General features: G+C 22.4%; 14 protein-coding genes. 13 read left to right on the top strand and 1 reads right to left on the bottom strand.

The window, feature by feature from the left end; all coding sequences use genetic code 4:
• Window positions 1-17: 17 nt before the first annotated feature.
• The 8 genes from ACLFO7_RS04075 to ACLFO7_RS04040 all read left to right on the top strand — a co-directional run bounded on the left by ACLFO7_RS04075 (window position 18) and on the right by ACLFO7_RS04040 (window position 9,297).
• Window positions 18-251 carry a YneF family protein gene (locus tag ACLFO7_RS04075; RefSeq protein ID WP_412032227.1) on the top strand — a complete coding sequence of 78 codons (234 nt, stop codon included), beginning with the start codon at window positions 18-20 and terminating at the stop codon, window positions 249-251.
• 3 nt (window positions 252-254) lie between these two features.
• Window positions 255-812, top strand: coding sequence for a ribosome biogenesis GTP-binding protein YihA/YsxC (gene yihA / locus ACLFO7_RS04070; protein ID WP_412032226.1), 558 nt, complete (start codon window positions 255-257; stop codon window positions 810-812).
• Window positions 813-820: 8 nt separating this feature from the next.
• The gene (locus ACLFO7_RS04065; protein ID WP_412032225.1) at window positions 821-3,397 is read left to right on the top strand and encodes a valine--tRNA ligase; all 2,577 of its coding nucleotides are present in this window, start codon (window positions 821-823) and stop codon (window positions 3,395-3,397) included.
• Window positions 3,398-3,487: 90 nt separating this feature from the next.
• Window positions 3,488-4,609, top strand: coding sequence for a ComEC/Rec2 family competence protein (locus tag ACLFO7_RS04060; protein WP_412032224.1), 1,122 nt, complete (start codon window positions 3,488-3,490; stop codon window positions 4,607-4,609).
• A complete protein-coding gene (locus ACLFO7_RS04055) occupies window positions 4,575-6,326 on the top strand; it encodes a hypothetical protein (protein WP_412032223.1) in 1,752 nt (583 codons plus the stop codon). Before ACLFO7_RS04060 ends, ACLFO7_RS04055 begins: the two co-directional genes overlap by 35 nt.
• Before the next feature lie 20 nt (window positions 6,327-6,346).
• The gene (holA, locus tag ACLFO7_RS04050; protein WP_412032222.1) at window positions 6,347-7,279 is read left to right on the top strand and encodes a DNA polymerase III subunit delta; all 933 of its coding nucleotides are present in this window, start codon (window positions 6,347-6,349) and stop codon (window positions 7,277-7,279) included.
• On the top strand, window positions 7,263-8,363 hold the full coding sequence (locus ACLFO7_RS04045; RefSeq protein ID WP_412032221.1) for a hypothetical protein: 1,101 nt from the start codon (window positions 7,263-7,265) through the stop codon (window positions 8,361-8,363). Before holA ends, ACLFO7_RS04045 begins: the two co-directional genes overlap by 17 nt.
• Before the next feature lie 37 nt (window positions 8,364-8,400).
• Window positions 8,401-9,297: an ECF transporter S component gene (locus ACLFO7_RS04040; RefSeq protein ID WP_412032220.1), complete on the top strand. Its 897-nt coding sequence runs from the start codon at window positions 8,401-8,403 to the stop codon at window positions 9,295-9,297.
• Window positions 9,298-9,334: 37 nt separating this feature from the next.
• On the opposite strand, the gene rpsT is transcribed toward ACLFO7_RS04040, so the two are convergent.
• On the bottom strand, window positions 9,335-10,093 hold the full coding sequence (rpsT, locus tag ACLFO7_RS04035) for a 30S ribosomal protein S20 (RefSeq protein WP_412032219.1): 759 nt from the start codon (window positions 10,091-10,093) through the stop codon (window positions 9,335-9,337).
• 105 nt (window positions 10,094-10,198) lie between these two features.
• On the opposite strand from rpsT, the gene ACLFO7_RS04030 reads away from it, so the two are divergent.
• The 5 genes from ACLFO7_RS04030 (at window position 10,199) to ACLFO7_RS04010 (ending at window position 18,175) form a co-directional block, all read left to right on the top strand.
• The gene (locus ACLFO7_RS04030; protein ID WP_412032218.1) at window positions 10,199-10,915 is read left to right on the top strand and encodes a DUF5385 family protein; all 717 of its coding nucleotides are present in this window, start codon (window positions 10,199-10,201) and stop codon (window positions 10,913-10,915) included.
• A 12-nt stretch (window positions 10,916-10,927) separates the two neighbouring features.
• The gene (gene fmt, locus ACLFO7_RS04025; protein WP_412032217.1) at window positions 10,928-11,908 is read left to right on the top strand and encodes a methionyl-tRNA formyltransferase; all 981 of its coding nucleotides are present in this window, start codon (window positions 10,928-10,930) and stop codon (window positions 11,906-11,908) included.
• Between the two features lie 26 nt (window positions 11,909-11,934).
• The gene (gene lepA / locus ACLFO7_RS04020) at window positions 11,935-13,737 is read left to right on the top strand and encodes a translation elongation factor 4 (protein ID WP_412032708.1); all 1,803 of its coding nucleotides are present in this window, start codon (window positions 11,935-11,937) and stop codon (window positions 13,735-13,737) included.
• 168 nt (window positions 13,738-13,905) lie between these two features.
• A complete protein-coding gene (locus tag ACLFO7_RS04015) occupies window positions 13,906-15,105 on the top strand; it encodes an MFS transporter (protein WP_412032216.1) in 1,200 nt (399 codons plus the stop codon).
• Between the two features lie 166 nt (window positions 15,106-15,271).
• Entirely contained in the window at window positions 15,272-18,175 is a 2,904-nt protein-coding gene (locus tag ACLFO7_RS04010; protein ID WP_412032215.1) for a hypothetical protein, read from the top strand.
• Window positions 18,176-18,203: the final 28 nt, after the last annotated feature.

The raw sequence follows: 18,203 nt of genomic DNA, 5'->3' as shown, positions 1-18,203 counted from the left end.
ATTTAAGGAGAATAATAATGGTTTCAAGTTTAGCACTTATTTTATCACTTTCAATAGGAATACCCCTTGCAATAATTGCTGGAGCGATTTTAGGTTATTTTTTAGCAATGAAATATTTTAAAAAACAATTAAAAGATAACCCTCCAATTACTGAGGCACAAATTAGATCTATGTATCAACAAATGGGAAGAAAACCTACTGAAAAACAAATTAAACAGATTATGGCAACTTTTAAGAAAAATGCTAAATAAATTATGGCTATGTTTATAAAATCTGCAGAATCACCAAGAGATTGAATTTCTGATACTAAAAAAGAAATATGTTTTATTGGTAGGTCTAATGTAGGGAAATCATCGTTGATTAATACACTTGCAAATAATAATATAGCAAAAACGTCTAATATGCCAGGAAGAACACAATTAGTTAATTTTTTTGATTTTGGGAAATATAGAGTTGTTGATTTACCAGGATATGGTTTTGCAAATGTAAGTAAATCTAAACAATTGGATTTATTAAACATAATTAACACTTATTTAACACAAAGAGAAAATTTAATTTGTGTCTTTTTGGTTTGTGACATTAATGTAATAACTGAAAAAGATGTTGAAATGGTTGATTTTTTAAGTAACAATTTTCCAAATTTTTACATTTTACTAAATAAATCAGATAAATACTCTAAAAGCCATTTTGATAATAATAAAATTAAGATTGCATCATACTTAAATGTAGATGTAGATAAATTAATTCCAATTAGTGCAAAGAAAAAAACAAATATTACTAAACTATTTAATTGCATTGATAATTTTTGTTAGGAGGATATATGAATACAAAATTTGATTTTAATATTTGTGAAAAAAATACAGATTTATTCAAATATCAAAATAAAAAGAATACTAATGCTCTTAAAGCAAAAGATAATATTTTTTCAATGATATTGCCACCACCAAATTTAACAGGTATATTACATGTTGGTCATGCTTTAAATTGTACTGTTCAAGATTTTATTTTTAGATACAATTCCTTAAAAGGTTTAAATTCTATATGGTTTTCTGGAATGGATCATGCAGGGATTGCAACACAAACAAAATATGAAAGTTTTTTAAAAAATTCTAATAAGAGTAATTTATTAAATAACAAAACTAGAAATGAAAAAATAATGTTATTAAATGAATGAGCACAAGAAAATGCAGATAAGATTAGAAAACAATGAAAAGAATTAGGATTATTTTTAGATTATGAACATGAAAGATTTACATTGGACAAACAATCAAATGAATTAGTTACTAAAACATTTGTTGATTTATATAATGATGGGTTGATTTATAGAGGATATAAACTTGTTAATTGAGACGTTAAATTAAAAACAGCAGTATCAAATATAGAGGTTATAAAAAAAGAAGTTAATAAGAAAATGTTTTATATTAAATACTTTTTGGAAAATAAAACTGATTTCTTAATAGTTGCAACAACCAGACCTGAAACAATTTTTGTTGATTCTGCTGTTTTTGTAAATGATACAGATAAAAGATATAAAAAATATATTGGTAAAAAGGTCATTAATCCATTAACAAATAAATTAATACCAATTTTATCTGATAATTATATTGACAAAAAATTTGGTACAGGAGTAATGAAATGTACCCCTGCTCATGATTTTAATGACTATGAATTGGGTAAAAAATATAAACTTGAATCATTGAGTTGCATTGATTATGATGGAAAAATGAATGAAAACGCTATACATTATAAAGGCATTGATAGATTAGAATGCTCAAGACTTGTAGTAGATTTTTTTAAGAAAAATAATTTGTTAATAAAAGAAGAAGAAACAATTAGTAATGTTGGTTACTCAGAAAGAAGTAATGAGATAATTGAACCACTTTTGTCTGAACAATGATTTATTAAAATGGATTATTTTTCAGAAAAAATAATAAAATTACAATCAAGTAAAAATAAATTAGTTTTTTATCCTGCAAAATTTGAGAAAACTTTAATCAATTGGGTAAAAAATATTGATGATTGATGTATTTCAAGACAATTATGATGGGGACATCAAATACCAGCTTGATATCATAAAAAAACAAATAAGATTTTTGTTGGTATAAATCCTCCAAAAGACATTAAAAATTGAACTCAAGATAGTGATGTACTAGATACTTGATTTTCATCTGGATTATGACCTATTACTTGTACTCAATTTGATAGTGAAAGATTTTTTCCAACAGATGTTCTTGTAACTGGATATGATATTATTTTCTTTTGAATTGTTAGAATGATTTTGTTCTCTTTATATTTAAAAAAAGAACCTCCTTTTAAAAATGTATATGTTACAGGATTAATAAGAGATGAGATAGGTAGAAAAATGTCTAAATCATTAGGTAATGGTATTGATCCTCAACAAGTTATAAAAGAAAAAGGTGCTGATACTTTAAGATTAATGCTACTAACAAATTCTCATCCTGGAGAAGATGTTAGATTATCATTAAAAGAAACTAATAATAGAATTGATTTATGTTGGACATTTTTAAATAAATTGTGAAATTCTTTTAGATATATTTTGGAGTATAAAAGTATTTATAGTGAAAATTATGACAAAAAAAATTTTTTGCAGATAGACTATTGAATTATTAATAAGTTTTTTAAAATGTATAACTCTGTTAAAATTAATTTTAAAAAATATAATTTAATTTTTGGTTTAAATCATATAATAGATTTTTTCAAAAATGATTATTGTAATACTTATTTAGAATTAAACAAAAACAGAGATAAAAAAGATATAAATCATATTTATATATTATTTTATGTAATGAAAAACATATTAATATTATTACATCCTGCATGTCCTTATATAACAAGTTATTTGTATGATATGTTACCAAATAAAACATGTGAAAATATTATTTTTGAAAAATCTGATTTTGTTCAAATTATTAAAGGTGATAGTAAATTAATCAATGACTCTTTAAAAATCATTGAACATATAAGAAGAATTAGATTTGACAATAAGTTATCTAAAAAGGACCGTTTTGAAATTGCAATTTCAACAAACGAAATTAAGAATTTGGAAAAACAAAAAGATAAAATTAAGCTTTTATTAGAATCGGAAAATATTTTTGTGAAAGAAATAAATTCAAATTCAATTACTAATAAACACATTATTTTTGATGAATTTTCAATTGTAATTCTTAATTCATTTAAAAAAGACGAAAATAATATTAGTGAATTACAAAAAAAATTAAAACTTCTTGAATCTGAGGTTAATAGAAGTGAGCAAATATTAAATAATAAATCTTTTTTAGAAAAAGCTCCAAAGGAAAAAGTTTCTTTAGAAAGGAAAAAATATGAAGATTATAAAGAAAAGCTTAAAAAAGTTAAATTAGCTTTAAATATTAAATAAACAACTTTATATAGATATAGAGTTGTTTATTTTTTTTATGAATATTTTAAAATTTGATTATTTTCTTACGTTTTTATATATGGGGGTATTGTGAAATTTTATATAGATAAAATGTTAGAATTCATAAAAAATAACTTGAATATTCAGTTGATTGTTTTATCGATATTATGTATAAACTTATATTTTATTGATATATTATCATTTTTAATTCTCCCATTTTTTATTTTGGCTTATTCTTGTTTGATAAAAATTAATAAAAAAACATTTGCACTATCATTTGTTTTACCAGTAATAATTTTTGGTATTTATTTTTTGCTAAACTTTTTAAATAAAATAATGATTACTGAATGAGTTGATTTAGTACTTAAATATTCATTAAGAAAAAATCTAATACTTCACATAGATAAATATTATGATGAAACAGTAAGCAGCATTATTAAAATGATATTATTTTCATATAAAGATGATAATTCACATGATGTTTATAATAGTTTGTCAAGATTATCAATTGTGCATTTAATAGTTGTTAGCGGGTTTCACATTAGTGTTTATATTGGGATAATAAATTTTATTTTTAAAAAACATAGAATAATTAAAAATGTATTTTTATTAATATTTTTATTTTTTATTTGCTATTTAAACGATTTTAATCTTAGTATTTTTAGATCATTAATGTTTGTTATTTTGGGATTTACTAAAATAAATAGGAAGCATTTTTTGAATATAAGTATTATATTGATTAGCTTATTTGTTCCTAATGCACTTACTCAATATGGTTTTCAAATGAGTTGTTTATGTATTTTTGTTATAAACATTTTTAATAAAAAAATAAAAGGTAAATCAAAATTTATTAATTATGTTATTTTAACAGCATTGATAAATTTAATTTTACTGCCATATACTTCAATATTTAGTAATAAGATTTCGTTATTATTTTTTTTATACAATTATTTATTCACTCCAATATTTTATATTTTGTATTTATTTATTAGTTTATTTTTTCTTTTTGAATTTATGGTTATACCAATAAGCACTTTTGTAAATGTTTTTTTAAATCTAGTAAAATTAGCTGACTCTTTTAATATATTCATTTCACTACCTAATATGAATAATTTATTATCCATTATTTATATGTGTACATCTTTAATATTATTAAATTATTGAAAGGATATAAAATATGAAACAAATCAATTATTGATGAAAGAAAATTAATTATACTTTCTTATTGTCTTTGTCTATTTTTCCTCAAGCATTATTATGAAGTAATAAATGTAATAAACATCTAGATACTAATATAAATTTAAATCATAATAATTTTGAACAAGATAATATTTTGCAAATTAATAATGAGTATGAAACATTATCATTATTTACAAAATTTTCTAATGTATCTTATGAAAAGTATCAAAATAAAAATATAAATATCTATTATTCTATTAATAATAAAAGAGAAGTAATTTATTCTTTTTTAAAAAATGTATTTTGTTATAACCTTAAAAGATATTTTAATGATTGATTATCTAATTATTTAAATATTAATTATCCAATAATTAATTATGTAAAACAAAATATAAATTATTCTCTTAATGATATTAATTTGGATTTTGAATTTATTGTCAATGGACAAGAATATACAACAAATAAAAATTCTTCTATTATGAATAATATTTTTATTGATAACAATGGAAATGTATTTTATACATTAGAATTAAATAATAGTTTTTCAACAATAAAGATAAAAAATAAATTTGATAATTTTATTTTTAGAGAAATATCAAATATTTTTAATTATTCTATTCAATATTTAGAGACAGATGTAAGTAATATAAGAAAGAATAATATAAAAAAATTATTTGCTATTTATAATAATGTTCCTACTGAAATGTTTTATGAAAAATACCTTCAAAATAATAAAGATGGATTATTGCTTAAAAATATTAGATATGAAATTAATACAGGTTTTCAAAGATTTAGTTTAAATTATGTTGGAACTAAGTTTTTTGAACCAAGTCCAATAGATATATCAATTAAAGATAATAATATTATTAATAAGGTAAATATATTTTCAATAGATGAATCATCTATTGAAAATATATTCCATATTGGAACAACATTAAAAAATATTGGCTATAGTATAAAAATGAAAAAGAATTTTAATACTAATAAAGTTGATATAATTTTTTTAATTAATCAAATAGATAATGAACTGATATTTTTTAATATTTTAAAAAATATTCAAACAGAGTATGAAATTAATTTAAATTTTAACAATAATCATATTTTGGTAATTGATATAAAAGAGGAATTAAAAGATAAATATTTACCAATTAGTTTTAGACAAAATGATATAGAAATAAAAGGATCAATAGATTTAAAAGATGTATTAATAAAAAGTATAAATATTCTTACCTATAGTAATAATTTAGGAACAATTGATATTGAAATAAATTATAGTTATAAAAATTATTTTGGAATATTATGTGAAAAAAAAGATATTCTAAAAATTGATGATCTTTTAAGCATTAACTATAAAAAGAAAAGCGATATTTATGCCTATTTGAAAGATAATTTTTTTATAAATAATATTTTTAATTATGATGAATTTAAAAAATCATTTATAACTAGTAACAATTTTAGTTGATTAATAGAAGAAAAGAATGTTTTTATAAGCACAAATTCATTGGATGTATCATATAACAATGGAATTTTACTTCTAAGTTATTTTCTTAAAAATAAATATAATGAAATAATATTTAAAGATAATTTTAAGATAGATACAAAAGACATAATTAATGATAATGGAAATGAAAATTCAAATAAAACTGAATTAGATAGCAATTGATATATTTGACTTATTTTATCAATATTAATTACTTTAATAATTGTTTGTATTTTCTTTTTTATAAAAAAGAATTTCAAAAAAAAATAAAAATATATTAAAATAATTTTATGATTTTAATATATTCTAATGACGTAGGTCAAGTTTGCTTTGAATTAAATAAATTATTAGGCAATAATAAAGATATAAACAAGTTTTATTATGATGATAATTTAGAATATATTGAAGAAAAATTATTTCAATATTCTATTTTTGATATTAATACAAATATAGCTTCATGTGTCATAATTGATAATTTAGATTTTCTTTCAAATGCAAAATTATCAGTTAATGAATCTAATTTTTTAGAGTCATTAAAGCAACTACCATCAAAAGTTTATGTAATTTGTTACTCAAATAAAATTTCAAAAAATGCATTTTCTTTTTTTGAGCAAAGTTATTATTTAAAGCAATTAAATAAATACACAGTAAAAAAATTTATAATAGATTATTTAAATTTTAATAATTTTTATTTTGACAATAAATTAGTTGATGTATTAGCAGAAAGACTTCCTCTAAATGGTTCTTATATTGCATCTGAATTAAATAAATTATTTGTATTTAAACTAACTGAAATTAATATAGATTTAATAAATAGTTTAATATCATATGATGTAGATTCTAATATATTTAAATTAGTTGATAATTTTTTAAATGATAGATCTTTGGAACTTATACAACAAATAAAGTATTTTGAGGAAATAAAAATTGATTTTTTTTCAATACTAAATATATTAATATCACAACTTTATTCTTTAAAACTATATATCCAATATTTTAATGTTAATAAGAACATTGATTCCTTAGAAAAAGATTTTGGCGTTGTAAGATTTCAAATAGAAAATTGAATAAATTTATTTTCAAAATATAATAATGATTATATTGATATATTACTTAAAAATTTGTTAGAATTAGAGAAAGATATTTTCTCAGGTAGGAAAGATATCAATCAATCTTTAAAATTATTTTTAATAAAGGGTGTGAATTATGAAAATAACTTATAAATTATTAATTGATACATCCAAAGATAATTTAACAAAAATATTTAATAATTCTTTTTTAGCTAACAATTTAAATAAAAACGCATTTGCAGAATTAATTTTAAAACAAATTTCTATATTGGATTTTGCTGAAAAAAAGCAAGGAAAAGGTTCATCATCAAAAGAATGATTGGAAAAATTAAATGTAATTAACAATACAAATGTTAAATTAATTGATGTATCAAATTTAAACATCAATGAAATGTATGATGAAATTAATTACATAAATGTTTACATAAAAAATGTATTTAAATATGATTTATCCAAAAATGAGACAGTAGAAACAGTTCAAAAAGTAGAATCTAAAACAGTAAATGAGAATTCAACAAAGCAATCTTTTCAGTATGGTGGAAGTCCATTTTCTACATATGGATTTAATCCAGAAAATATTACTACTGAGGGAATAAAAGAACAAATAGTTCGTGATATGGCATTGAAAAGAATGATAGAAGAAGTTAGGAGTGGAAGATTTTATCAATATAAAACAAAACCTATTTCAATTATTATTTTTAAATATATTATTGGAATAATTGCACTTCTTTTTGCTTTGTTAATTATTGTCAAATTAATAATTGCAGCTATTATAGGAGCAGTTAATTTGAATATAAATTCCAATTCAGGATCACGAAATTTATTTGGGTGAATTTTATTTACAGATATTATAACAATATTGGGTTCAATTTGGTTAACCTATTCTATGTTTAAAAATAGTAAAAATGAAAATTATAAATACTATTTTATATGACCAAATGCAATGTTAATAATATTTGTTATTTTATTTAATTTGGTTAGCTCTTTAATTGAAGAAGTTCCATATTATCAAAATCAAAATTGATGAATAAATAATAATAGTAAAGAGACTATAAGGTTATTTTTCATTTATCTATACATTGTATTTACACTTTCTGGAATAGGATTCTTTTTATTTTTGGTTTCAATCATGACAATTTTTTTAAATCCAAAATTGGATCTTGAAAGAATTCAGTTGAAGCAAGAAGAAATATATAGAGAAATAAAACAATCTATGTCTAAAAATGATAAATTATAATATTCAAATATCTAGGAAAAAAAGAATATGACATAATATGAAAATATTCTTTTTTCCTTTTTATCCACATAGTATATTTAAACATACAAAATTGATTGTTATATTATCTATTCTTCTTGCACTAAGATTTGCATTACAATATGCAGTAATACATATACCAATTGTAAGTGTTTCATTTTCTTTAGCGTGAACACCCCTTATGATAATTGGATGAATTTTTGGTCCTATGATAGGTTTTTTTTCTGGTGTAATAACTGATACAGTGTCATATTTAATAAAACCAACATCACTTTGATTTTGAATGTATGCAATACAAGAACCTCTTGTTGGATTTATTTCAGGAATTATAGGTTCATTATATGTTTTAAGAACAAAAACTTTAATAGATGATTTTGTAGAAAACAAAAATAATAATAAAAATGTAAAATGGGATTTTGTAATTAATCAAATAATTATTATTGGATTTACGTTTGTGACAACTTTAATTGTTCTTGTTTGGGCAGATGGTATCCAATCTTTTGAAGGAAAAAGTAAGTTTGACGATATATTTTTTAAATATTCAAGATATATAATTATTGTTGTAAATATTATTTTCTTTGTAGTTGTTGAAACCATTACATTAGTTTTTTATAAAAGGAAAAAAAAGAATTTTTTATTATTCATATGAATTGTTAATCTTACAATGATAACAACAACAGTTTTCTCTTTCTTGCTTGGTCCAATATCAGCTGCTGAATATTTTAAATATGCAAATGGTAGGGAGTCACCTAATGTTGTAAAATATGGTTTAATATTTTATTTAATTCCTAGAGTTATTAAAGAATCTGTAAAATTACCACTTCAAGATTTTGCATTGCTATTATTAATTCCAATAACGACTCTTTATACAAATAATGTTAAAAAAAATCTAAGATTTACTTGAAATAAATCTTAGATTTTTTGATGTATGCATTATAAATAATTTATGAAATTTATTTTAAATATTGGAAACCACTTGGTCCTTTAGTCATATTAAATTGTTCAAGTTTTTTTGGTTTACTATATCTAAATGATTCTTTAGAAATAAGAGCATGAGCTTCTTTTTTTCCTTCATAGTAAGAATCAAATTCTTTTTTCTCCATAGCAGATTGTGACCTATATTTATTTCATGCTGTACTTAATGCACATATATCAATTTTTTCTAAATCAAACTCTCCAACAACTGCTTTTACAGGAGCAGTTGCATAAATTAACACTCTTTTCACTTTGTTAACTGGTGTTACTTTATAAAAGAATACATTTTTAGATTCATCATCTAAAATTAAATTAGCATATTTTGGAGTTGTAGAAATCATAATAATAGATGTTTGTTCAACAACTTCAACTTTTTCTTTTCCTTCTTTTTTAGAAACAGTTTGAACTACTTTTAATTGTTCATTTTCTCTTTTTAAAGATTCTTCTTTTATTTTTACTTGTTTTACAGGTTTTTTAGGTTCTTGTTTTACAACTTGAGTTTTACCATTTACAATTGCAGTTAATCTTGAAGCTAACCTACTTGCTTTGTTTTTTGTTATTATACCTTTTGATAAACTTGAATCAATTAACGAATAAGCTTTAGCCAAATCTTCTTTTGATTTAGATTTTTGAGCTTTCTTAATTTGAGTTTTTAGTTTAGACATTTGAATGTGATTTAATAAATGTTTTTTTTCATCTTGCAAATGTCTTTTATCATTACTTTTAATATTTGCCATAATATCTCCAACTTATTATTTATAATTTGCATCATAATATAGATTATAATATATGATTGAGTTATAAGAAAATTATATTTTTAATAACATATATAAGGTATTTTTATGGAAAAATTAGATTTTACTAAAATAATTAATATGGGAGATATGGGTGGTGGTAGTAACAATTTACTATTTTTAATTATTCTTATTTTTATACCAGCTATTGCCATTTTTTATTTTTACAAGAAAAAAAAAGATAAAGATAATCAACCAACACAAACTAAATCTGAAAAACAAGGAGAAGTTTGAAAAACTGTAAAAGATTTTCTGAAATCTAAAAATGAATCTGGTAAGGAAATTGTTGAAACTTATGTGGTTAAAAGACCAGATGAAAATATTGTAAATAAGTCTTTGCCAAAAGAAAAACAAAAAGAACAAAAAGAAGCAATTAAAAAAAGAAATCAAGCATTAAAAGAAGAGAATAAAAGATTAAAAGCAGAAGGTAAGTTGCCCAAACAAATAAAACAAAAAGAGCTTTATGTTGTATTATTCACTACAAGAAATCCAAAAACTAAAAAAGAAGACAAACCAAGGGTTATTGAATGTGAAGTTAAGATGATCAAAAAAAATAAATATGATACTGAAAGAGTTATTGTAATAAATGGCGAAAAAGATTATAAAACAGAAGCAGAATGAATCTTACCAATTAAAGAAGCTGAAGAAGCTAAAATGAAAGCTGCTATAAAAAAAGAGAAAAAAAGAGAAGAAAAAAGAAAAGAAAAAACCAGTAAAAAAGTAGAAAAACAAAAGAAAAAGGAAGAAGCAAAAAACAAAAAATAAAATGGGGTTATTATGAAAAAAAATAAAAAAACTATTGTTATTAATTCCATAAAAAAGAGATATCCTAGAGTTGTGTTCATGGGTACTCCTTTTATTGCTGTTTCTGCATTAAAAGCACTTGCCAATAGAGGTTATAGAATTGTTGCAATTGTTTGTCAGCCAGATAGACCGTCAGGAAGAAAACAAACTATAACATTTAGTCCTGTTAAAGAATTTGCTTTAAAGTACAATTTAAAATTATTTCAACCAAATAAAATATCTGATATATATAATGAATTAAAAAATATTAAGTTTGATGTAATAGTAACTTGTGCATATGGTCAGTTTATTCCTGATAAGATTTTAAATATGCCAAAATATGGATGTATTAATGTTCATGCATCATTATTGCCCAAGTATAGAGGTGGAGCACCTGTTCATTGAGCACTAATAAATGGAGAAAAAGAGACAGGTGTTACATTAATGAAAACAATTAAGCAAATGGATGCTGGAGATTGTTATGTTTCATATAAAATTTCAATTTTAGATGATGATAATCTTAAAACACTATTTAAAAAAATAGAAAAAACAATTTATTTGATTATCTATCATGAGCTTGAAAATATTTTAAATAAAAAATTAACTCCTATTAAACAAAATGAAGAATTTGCTACAAAAGCATTAAATATCACAAAGGAACAGGAAAAATTAACATTTAATATGCAAGCAAAGAACTTTGTTAATTGAGTTAAAGGCTTATATGAATTTCCATGTGCTTATGTAGTTTATGAAAATGGAATGAAAATTAAATTATATGATGTTGAAGTAACAGATGAATTATCAAAATTGGAACCAGGAACAATTACTTCAATAAGAAAAGAAGGTATTTTTGTCAGCACTTTGGACTATAATGTTAAAATTAATGAATTTAAAATTGAAGGCAAAAAAAGAATAAATATTAAAGATTTTTATTTTGGAAATAAATTATTTAAAATAAATAGAAAGTTTTTTTAATAAATTGTGATAGGAAAATTGTAGTGATTGATAAAAAATATTTTAGAAATTTTAGCATAATAGCACACATAGATCATGGTAAATCTACCTTATCTGATAGAATCATTGAATTAACAAATGGGTTAGATAAAAGGGAAATGAAGGATCAAATTCTTGATTCTATGGATATAGAGAGAGAAAGAGGAATAACAATTAAATTAAATGCTGTTCAATTAAATTATCATGCTAAAGATGGCAATGATTATATTTTTCATTTGATTGACACACCAGGCCATGTTGATTTTACATATGAAGTATCAAGAAGTTTAGCTGCGTGTGAAGGTGCTTTATTAGTTGTTGATGCAGCACAGGGAATAGAGGCACAAACACTGTCCAATGTTTATCTAGCATTAGAAAATAATTTAGAAATAATTCCTATTATTAATAAAATTGATTTGCCTTCAGCAGATATTGATAAAGTTAAAAAAGAAATAGAAGACGTTATTGGACTTGATTGTTCAAACATTCCTTTAGTATCTGCCAAAACAGGATTAAATGTTGATTCTATATTAGAAGCTATTGTTAAATATATTCCTTCACCATTAAATTCTGATGAAAATATGCCTTTGCAAGCATTAATTTTTGACTCATTCTATGATTCTTACAGAGGAGCTGTTTGTCTTGTAAGAATAAAAAATGGAAAAGTTAAAGTTGGTGATGTAATTAAATTCATGGCAAATGGGGAAAAATTTACTGTTGTAGAAGTTGGTGTAAATACACCAAAAATGAAGCAAAAAAATGAATTAACTGCTGGAGAAGTTGGATGAATTGCAGCATCTATAAAAAATATTAAGAATGTTAATGTTGGAGACACAATAACAAATGCAAATTTTCCTGCAAAGCAAGCTCTTGCAGGATATAAGAAAATATTGCCTATGGTTTATTGTGGGTTATATCCTGTTGATACAACTCAATATGAATTATTTAAAGAAGCCTTGGAAAAAATATCATTATCTGATTCATCATTAACCTATGAATATGAAACTTCTCAAGCATTGGGATTTGGAATTAGATGTGGTTTTTTGGGATTGCTACACATGGATGTAATTAGAGAAAGATTGGAAAGAGAATTTAATATTTTTTTAATTGCAACTTCACCATCAGTTATTTATAAAGTCATTATGGGTGATGGTACAATTTTAGAAATAGATTCAGCAAATAAATTACCTGACAAAACTTATTATAAAGAAATACAAGAGCCTTTTGCAAAAGTTGAAATTGTAGTTCCAGATTTATATCTTGGTAATGTAATGGATTTATGTCAAAAATCTAGAGGAGAATATATTGATTTAGAAGTTTTGTACAATCAAAGAAAAAAAGTAAAGTATTTAATTCCATTAGCTGAATTAATGTATAGTTTTTTTGATAAATTAAAATCTATATCAAAAGGATATGCAACTTTGGATTATGAGATTGACGATTATAAAAAAGAAAATCTTGTAAAAGTTGATATTTTATTAAATGGAAATAAAGTCGATGCATTATCAACAATTATGCATAAAGATTTTGCTGAGGAAAGATCTAGAAAATTATGCTTGAAATTAAAAGAATATATTCCTAAGCATCAATTTGAAGTTCCAATTCAGGCAGCTATTGGAGGAAAAATTATTGCAAGAGAAACCATAAAGGCCATGAGAAAAAATGTTCTTGCTAAATGTTATGGGGGAGATATCTCACGTAAGAAAAAACTTTTAGAGCAACAAAAAGAAGGAAAAAAGAAATTAAAAGCAATTGGAAATGTTAGTGTGCCACATGATACATTTGTCAAAATACTAAGTGATGATGAGTAGATGGGGGAAGATTTGGTTATGGAATCATGAAAAATAAGTTTAATAATTAATACATCAATTTTTCTTATTTTCTTTTTGATATCAATAGTTGTAATTTATAGATTAAAAATAAGGCAAAAGGGTTACAAATTATTATTTATAACTTATCTTTGTTTTTGGATACCATTAATGATGACGCGTGAATATAGTAGCAAAATAACCTATGGTATAAATGTAGATTTAATGTGGTTAGTATTATCTTCCTATGGATTTATTGGGATTTTTTTTCGGCCAATTGTTGATTATTTGGCATTAAGATTAAAAAATAGAAAAATTATTTTATATTCTGCAATAGTAATTGTTTTTATTTCATTTATCCCTTTTATAATTGTGCAAAATACAACAACATCTGTTATTCAATCAATTGGAATTGGTGTTGGTGCATCAATGATAGGAATGTATGAGTTAATGTTTAAAGAACAATATACTGTTAATAAAGCATTTTTAACAGTATCAATATTAGCTTTACCTCCATTACTGGCAGATTTTTTGTCATCATCAATTCAATCAATAGTTACTACAATTCCAAAAACTGGATACAACACTAACTATCCATATATGTATATTTGAATAATTTCTTTATTTTTTTTAGTATTGACATTAATTCTTTTATTCTTTGTTAAAGAAAATAGAGGTTTAATAGGATTAAAAAACTCTAAAAACATAATAATACAAAATAATTGAATAGCATATATTTGATATTCATTAATATGTGTTATGGGGTTTTTAGTAGCCTTTATAAAATTTTCAAATAGTGGTAGTGTTGGTGTATTGACAATAACTCAAATTAATGAATATTACAAAACATATAGTAGTGAAGTGCTTGAAGGAATAACAGCTTATATGTCACTTCTTTTTAGCCTTTTTCAGCTTTCTAGCTCATTATTTATATATTTATTTGTAATAAAAAAGGATAGAAAGGATATTTTATTTTCTATTGGTATAATAGTTTGAATTTCATATCATTTATTAATAATGTTTGTAAATGATAGTATTGCATATTTTGCTTTATCTGCTTTAAATGGGTTGTCTTATGGAATTCTTTATAATTTGGTATTAGGTTTAGTATTAACGCTTTCATTTAATATGAATAAAATCACACCCATGGGAATATATCAAGGAATTTTGTCAATCGGAACAACAATATCGACTTTTTTAGTTCCTTTTATAAAAACAAATTTAACTAGTAAGAATCAAGAAGCATTTACTAAGAATAACTATGTTATAAATGGGATATTACTGAGTTTAATTGTTATGCTTGGTTTGATATACTTTATAGTTGGATTTATTCAACATAAAAATAAAGAAAAAATAATTTTAAACATTTAGATAAAACTAAATGTTTTTTTGTTGTTTTTAGGAAAAAATGATATTGTTGCACTGCTATAAAATATATGATAAAATGGGTAATTTTTAGGTTATTATATAAGATAGGTATTTTTATATAATCAAAAATTTGTAAAAGTTTAATTATCAGATAAGGATGGAGTCAAGAATGAGTAATAAATTTAATTTTATTGATGCAGTTTCGATTAAATATGCCAATAATGTTATTTCTAGAATCCAAAATTATGATGTAATTGACGAAATTGTATATGAGCAACCACAAAAAGAAGAGATTATTAAATCTGAACAAGTTAAGAGTGCACCTTCTCATAATATTGAAAAAAACTTATATAATGAAAATTTAAATGATTTATATGAAAAGAAAACCACTATAGAAAATGTTGCAAAAGATAAAGAAAGTCTTAACCATCCATCTGTAGATTCGCAAAGTGTTAATGTTCCAACATCAGACTATAGCAAATTAAGTTCAAATTTCAATGCAAAATTTAATTTCAAGAAGGAACAATCAACAATACCAATATCAAAAAATGAAAAAACAAATGAACAAGAAGTGATATCAGTGCCAATTGTTCCACCTAAACCACAAATTATAGAAAGCAAAAAAAATGTATTAGAGGAAAAACAAGACATTGTTTATACTAGTCCTACTACAAAAAAAGAAGTTCATAAAAATATTGAGGAAAAGCCAATGAAAAATTTTAATGCTAATAATATTAGTCAAGTTACAACTAAAAATAATGCCAGCTCTAATTTAGACAATAATCAGCAAAAAAGTACATCTCAGAATTACAATTTAGAAAATGAAATTAATACTTTTAATTATGACTATGATGTTAATTCAATAAATGAATTAGATAATATTATTAATATTAATGATGTATATGATGATTTAGGCAAAACATTTCAGGATGATTTATTTAACCAATATGATAAATTGGATAAATATGTTAACTATGATGATATGCCTAAATATTCTTATTTACCAAAGAAAAGAATAAGAGATTTATTATTAACTAAATATAATATTACAAATGAAGAATGTGTTAATGATTTATATTCAATGGCTTTTAATAATAAGTGAAAAGAGATTGATGTTGAACATTGATTATTGAATCCTGCAAACATATCTACACTTCAAGCAAAATATGGGAACATTGGGTTAGTGTCAGAAAAAGAATTAGACAATAAAGAAGATGTTGCTGAATCTATTGACTTACCAAATGATAAAAATGATTCTAGTAGTGTAATAACAACTAAAATTACAGATTCTAAAAATAAAAGTGATAATAATATTCAAAGAGTTGAAATTGCTATTGTAAGAGAGGACCAAAAACAAGAAAATGTTGATGTTAAATCTAATAAAGAATTTGATCATCATTTAGATTATCATCATAATCATTGTCTTAAAAAAGAGAATATGAAACATAAGCATCATAGACATACACATGAAAACAATTACTACAATTATGACAATCGTTTTTTTATAAAAGATGAAATGAGATCAGTTTTAATTGAGGAAAATTATAGAAAAATGCAATTTGATTTTCAAACTGAGGTTTTAAAAAATCATATTGATTCTAAATTTAATAGTTTATTGAATATTAGCAATTCAAATTTTCCTTCTCAAAGATATACAGGTTTTTCATATAATTCAAATAATTTACAAGAACAACAACATTCTTTACAAAATGAATCATTAAATTGGAATAATCAAGATCCAAAAAATAATAAAGATTATTTATTAGTTAAGGATTTTGATAATAAAATTACAGAAATGTTTAATGAGGAAAGGGCAAAAATAAAGGATGAGATTTCAGTTGAAATTAATGAATTAAAAGAAAAATTCAATGAAAATGAAAAAAATATTTATGAATCTTTAGATTTTATTAGAAAAGAAATTAAGGAAAATGAAAACAATTTAAAAATTAATTTTAATGATTCATTAAATGAACTTAGAAATGAAATTGCAAATAATCTTACTCAATATATACAAGAAATTGATAAGAAACAAGGTGCATTAGCTGAAGTTTTCAATAATAAACAAAATGAATTATTAGATAAAATTGTAAATATAAATAAAGAAAATAGTGTGAATGTAAATAATTCTTTAGTAGAACAATTAAAACTTAATTTTGATAGTATTGCTGAAGAAATGTCATTATTAAAAAATAAAATTAATAACCAGAGCATCGATAATAGCAATGAAATTAAAGATTTAAGAAATGATATAACAAATCAATTAAGTGTAGTTTCAGAAGAAATGAAAAACTCTGTACTTAATATTTATAATGAAATAGATACATTAAGTGAGTATGTGTATAATAAAGAACATTATTTATATGACAACAAAGAAGATAGTAATCAAGATCAATTAGTTAATGAAGAAAATTTACATGATGATGAATCTAATTATTCAAACATAAATAGAGTAGAAACTTTTGATAATGATTTTGGAGTTATTCAAACAATTAGAACAAATGATAATAGTTTTCAGATACCAAATTATGATGATTATAAAGTAAATTATTATTCTAATAATTCAACTGAAGATGTAGTACAAGAAGAAAACAAAATATCAAATGAACCATTAATTGAGGAAGTAAAAACTGAAAAAGCAAAAACAGTTGATTATGAATCATTTGCAAATAATGAATTAGAAAATGCAAATTTTAATTTCTTAAATAATTCAAGTAACTTTGAACCTCAAAATGAATTAAAAGAATATGAATCAAATTATGATGATGCAACATTAACAAATGAAGATAAGGATTTTTATAATCGTTTCTTGAATGATGAAAAAACAGAAAATAAAAGTTCAATAATTTCAAATTTTGATTCTAATACAAAAGTGAACATTTTGGATATAGAAAATAATGTAAATATTTCTAATGAAAATGAAACTAGTGAAGAAGACGATATTAAAGCTAAATTATCTAGGATAGATGAAATTATAAAAAATAGCATAGATGAATTAAGTGATATCAAAGACTATGTAAAAGAAGATGATGCAAAAATTGATGAATCAATAAAACTATTTGAGCAAGTTAAATAGTTAAATATAAAGATAATAACATTGGGAG

It is taken from the genome of Malacoplasma muris, assembly GCF_046774425.1.
Lineage (GTDB): Bacteria > Bacillota_I > Bacilli_A > Mycoplasmatales > Mycoplasmoidaceae > Malacoplasma > Malacoplasma muris.
The sequence above is the reverse complement of the archived record's forward strand: the minus strand, read 5'-3'. Positions and strand labels throughout refer to the sequence as shown.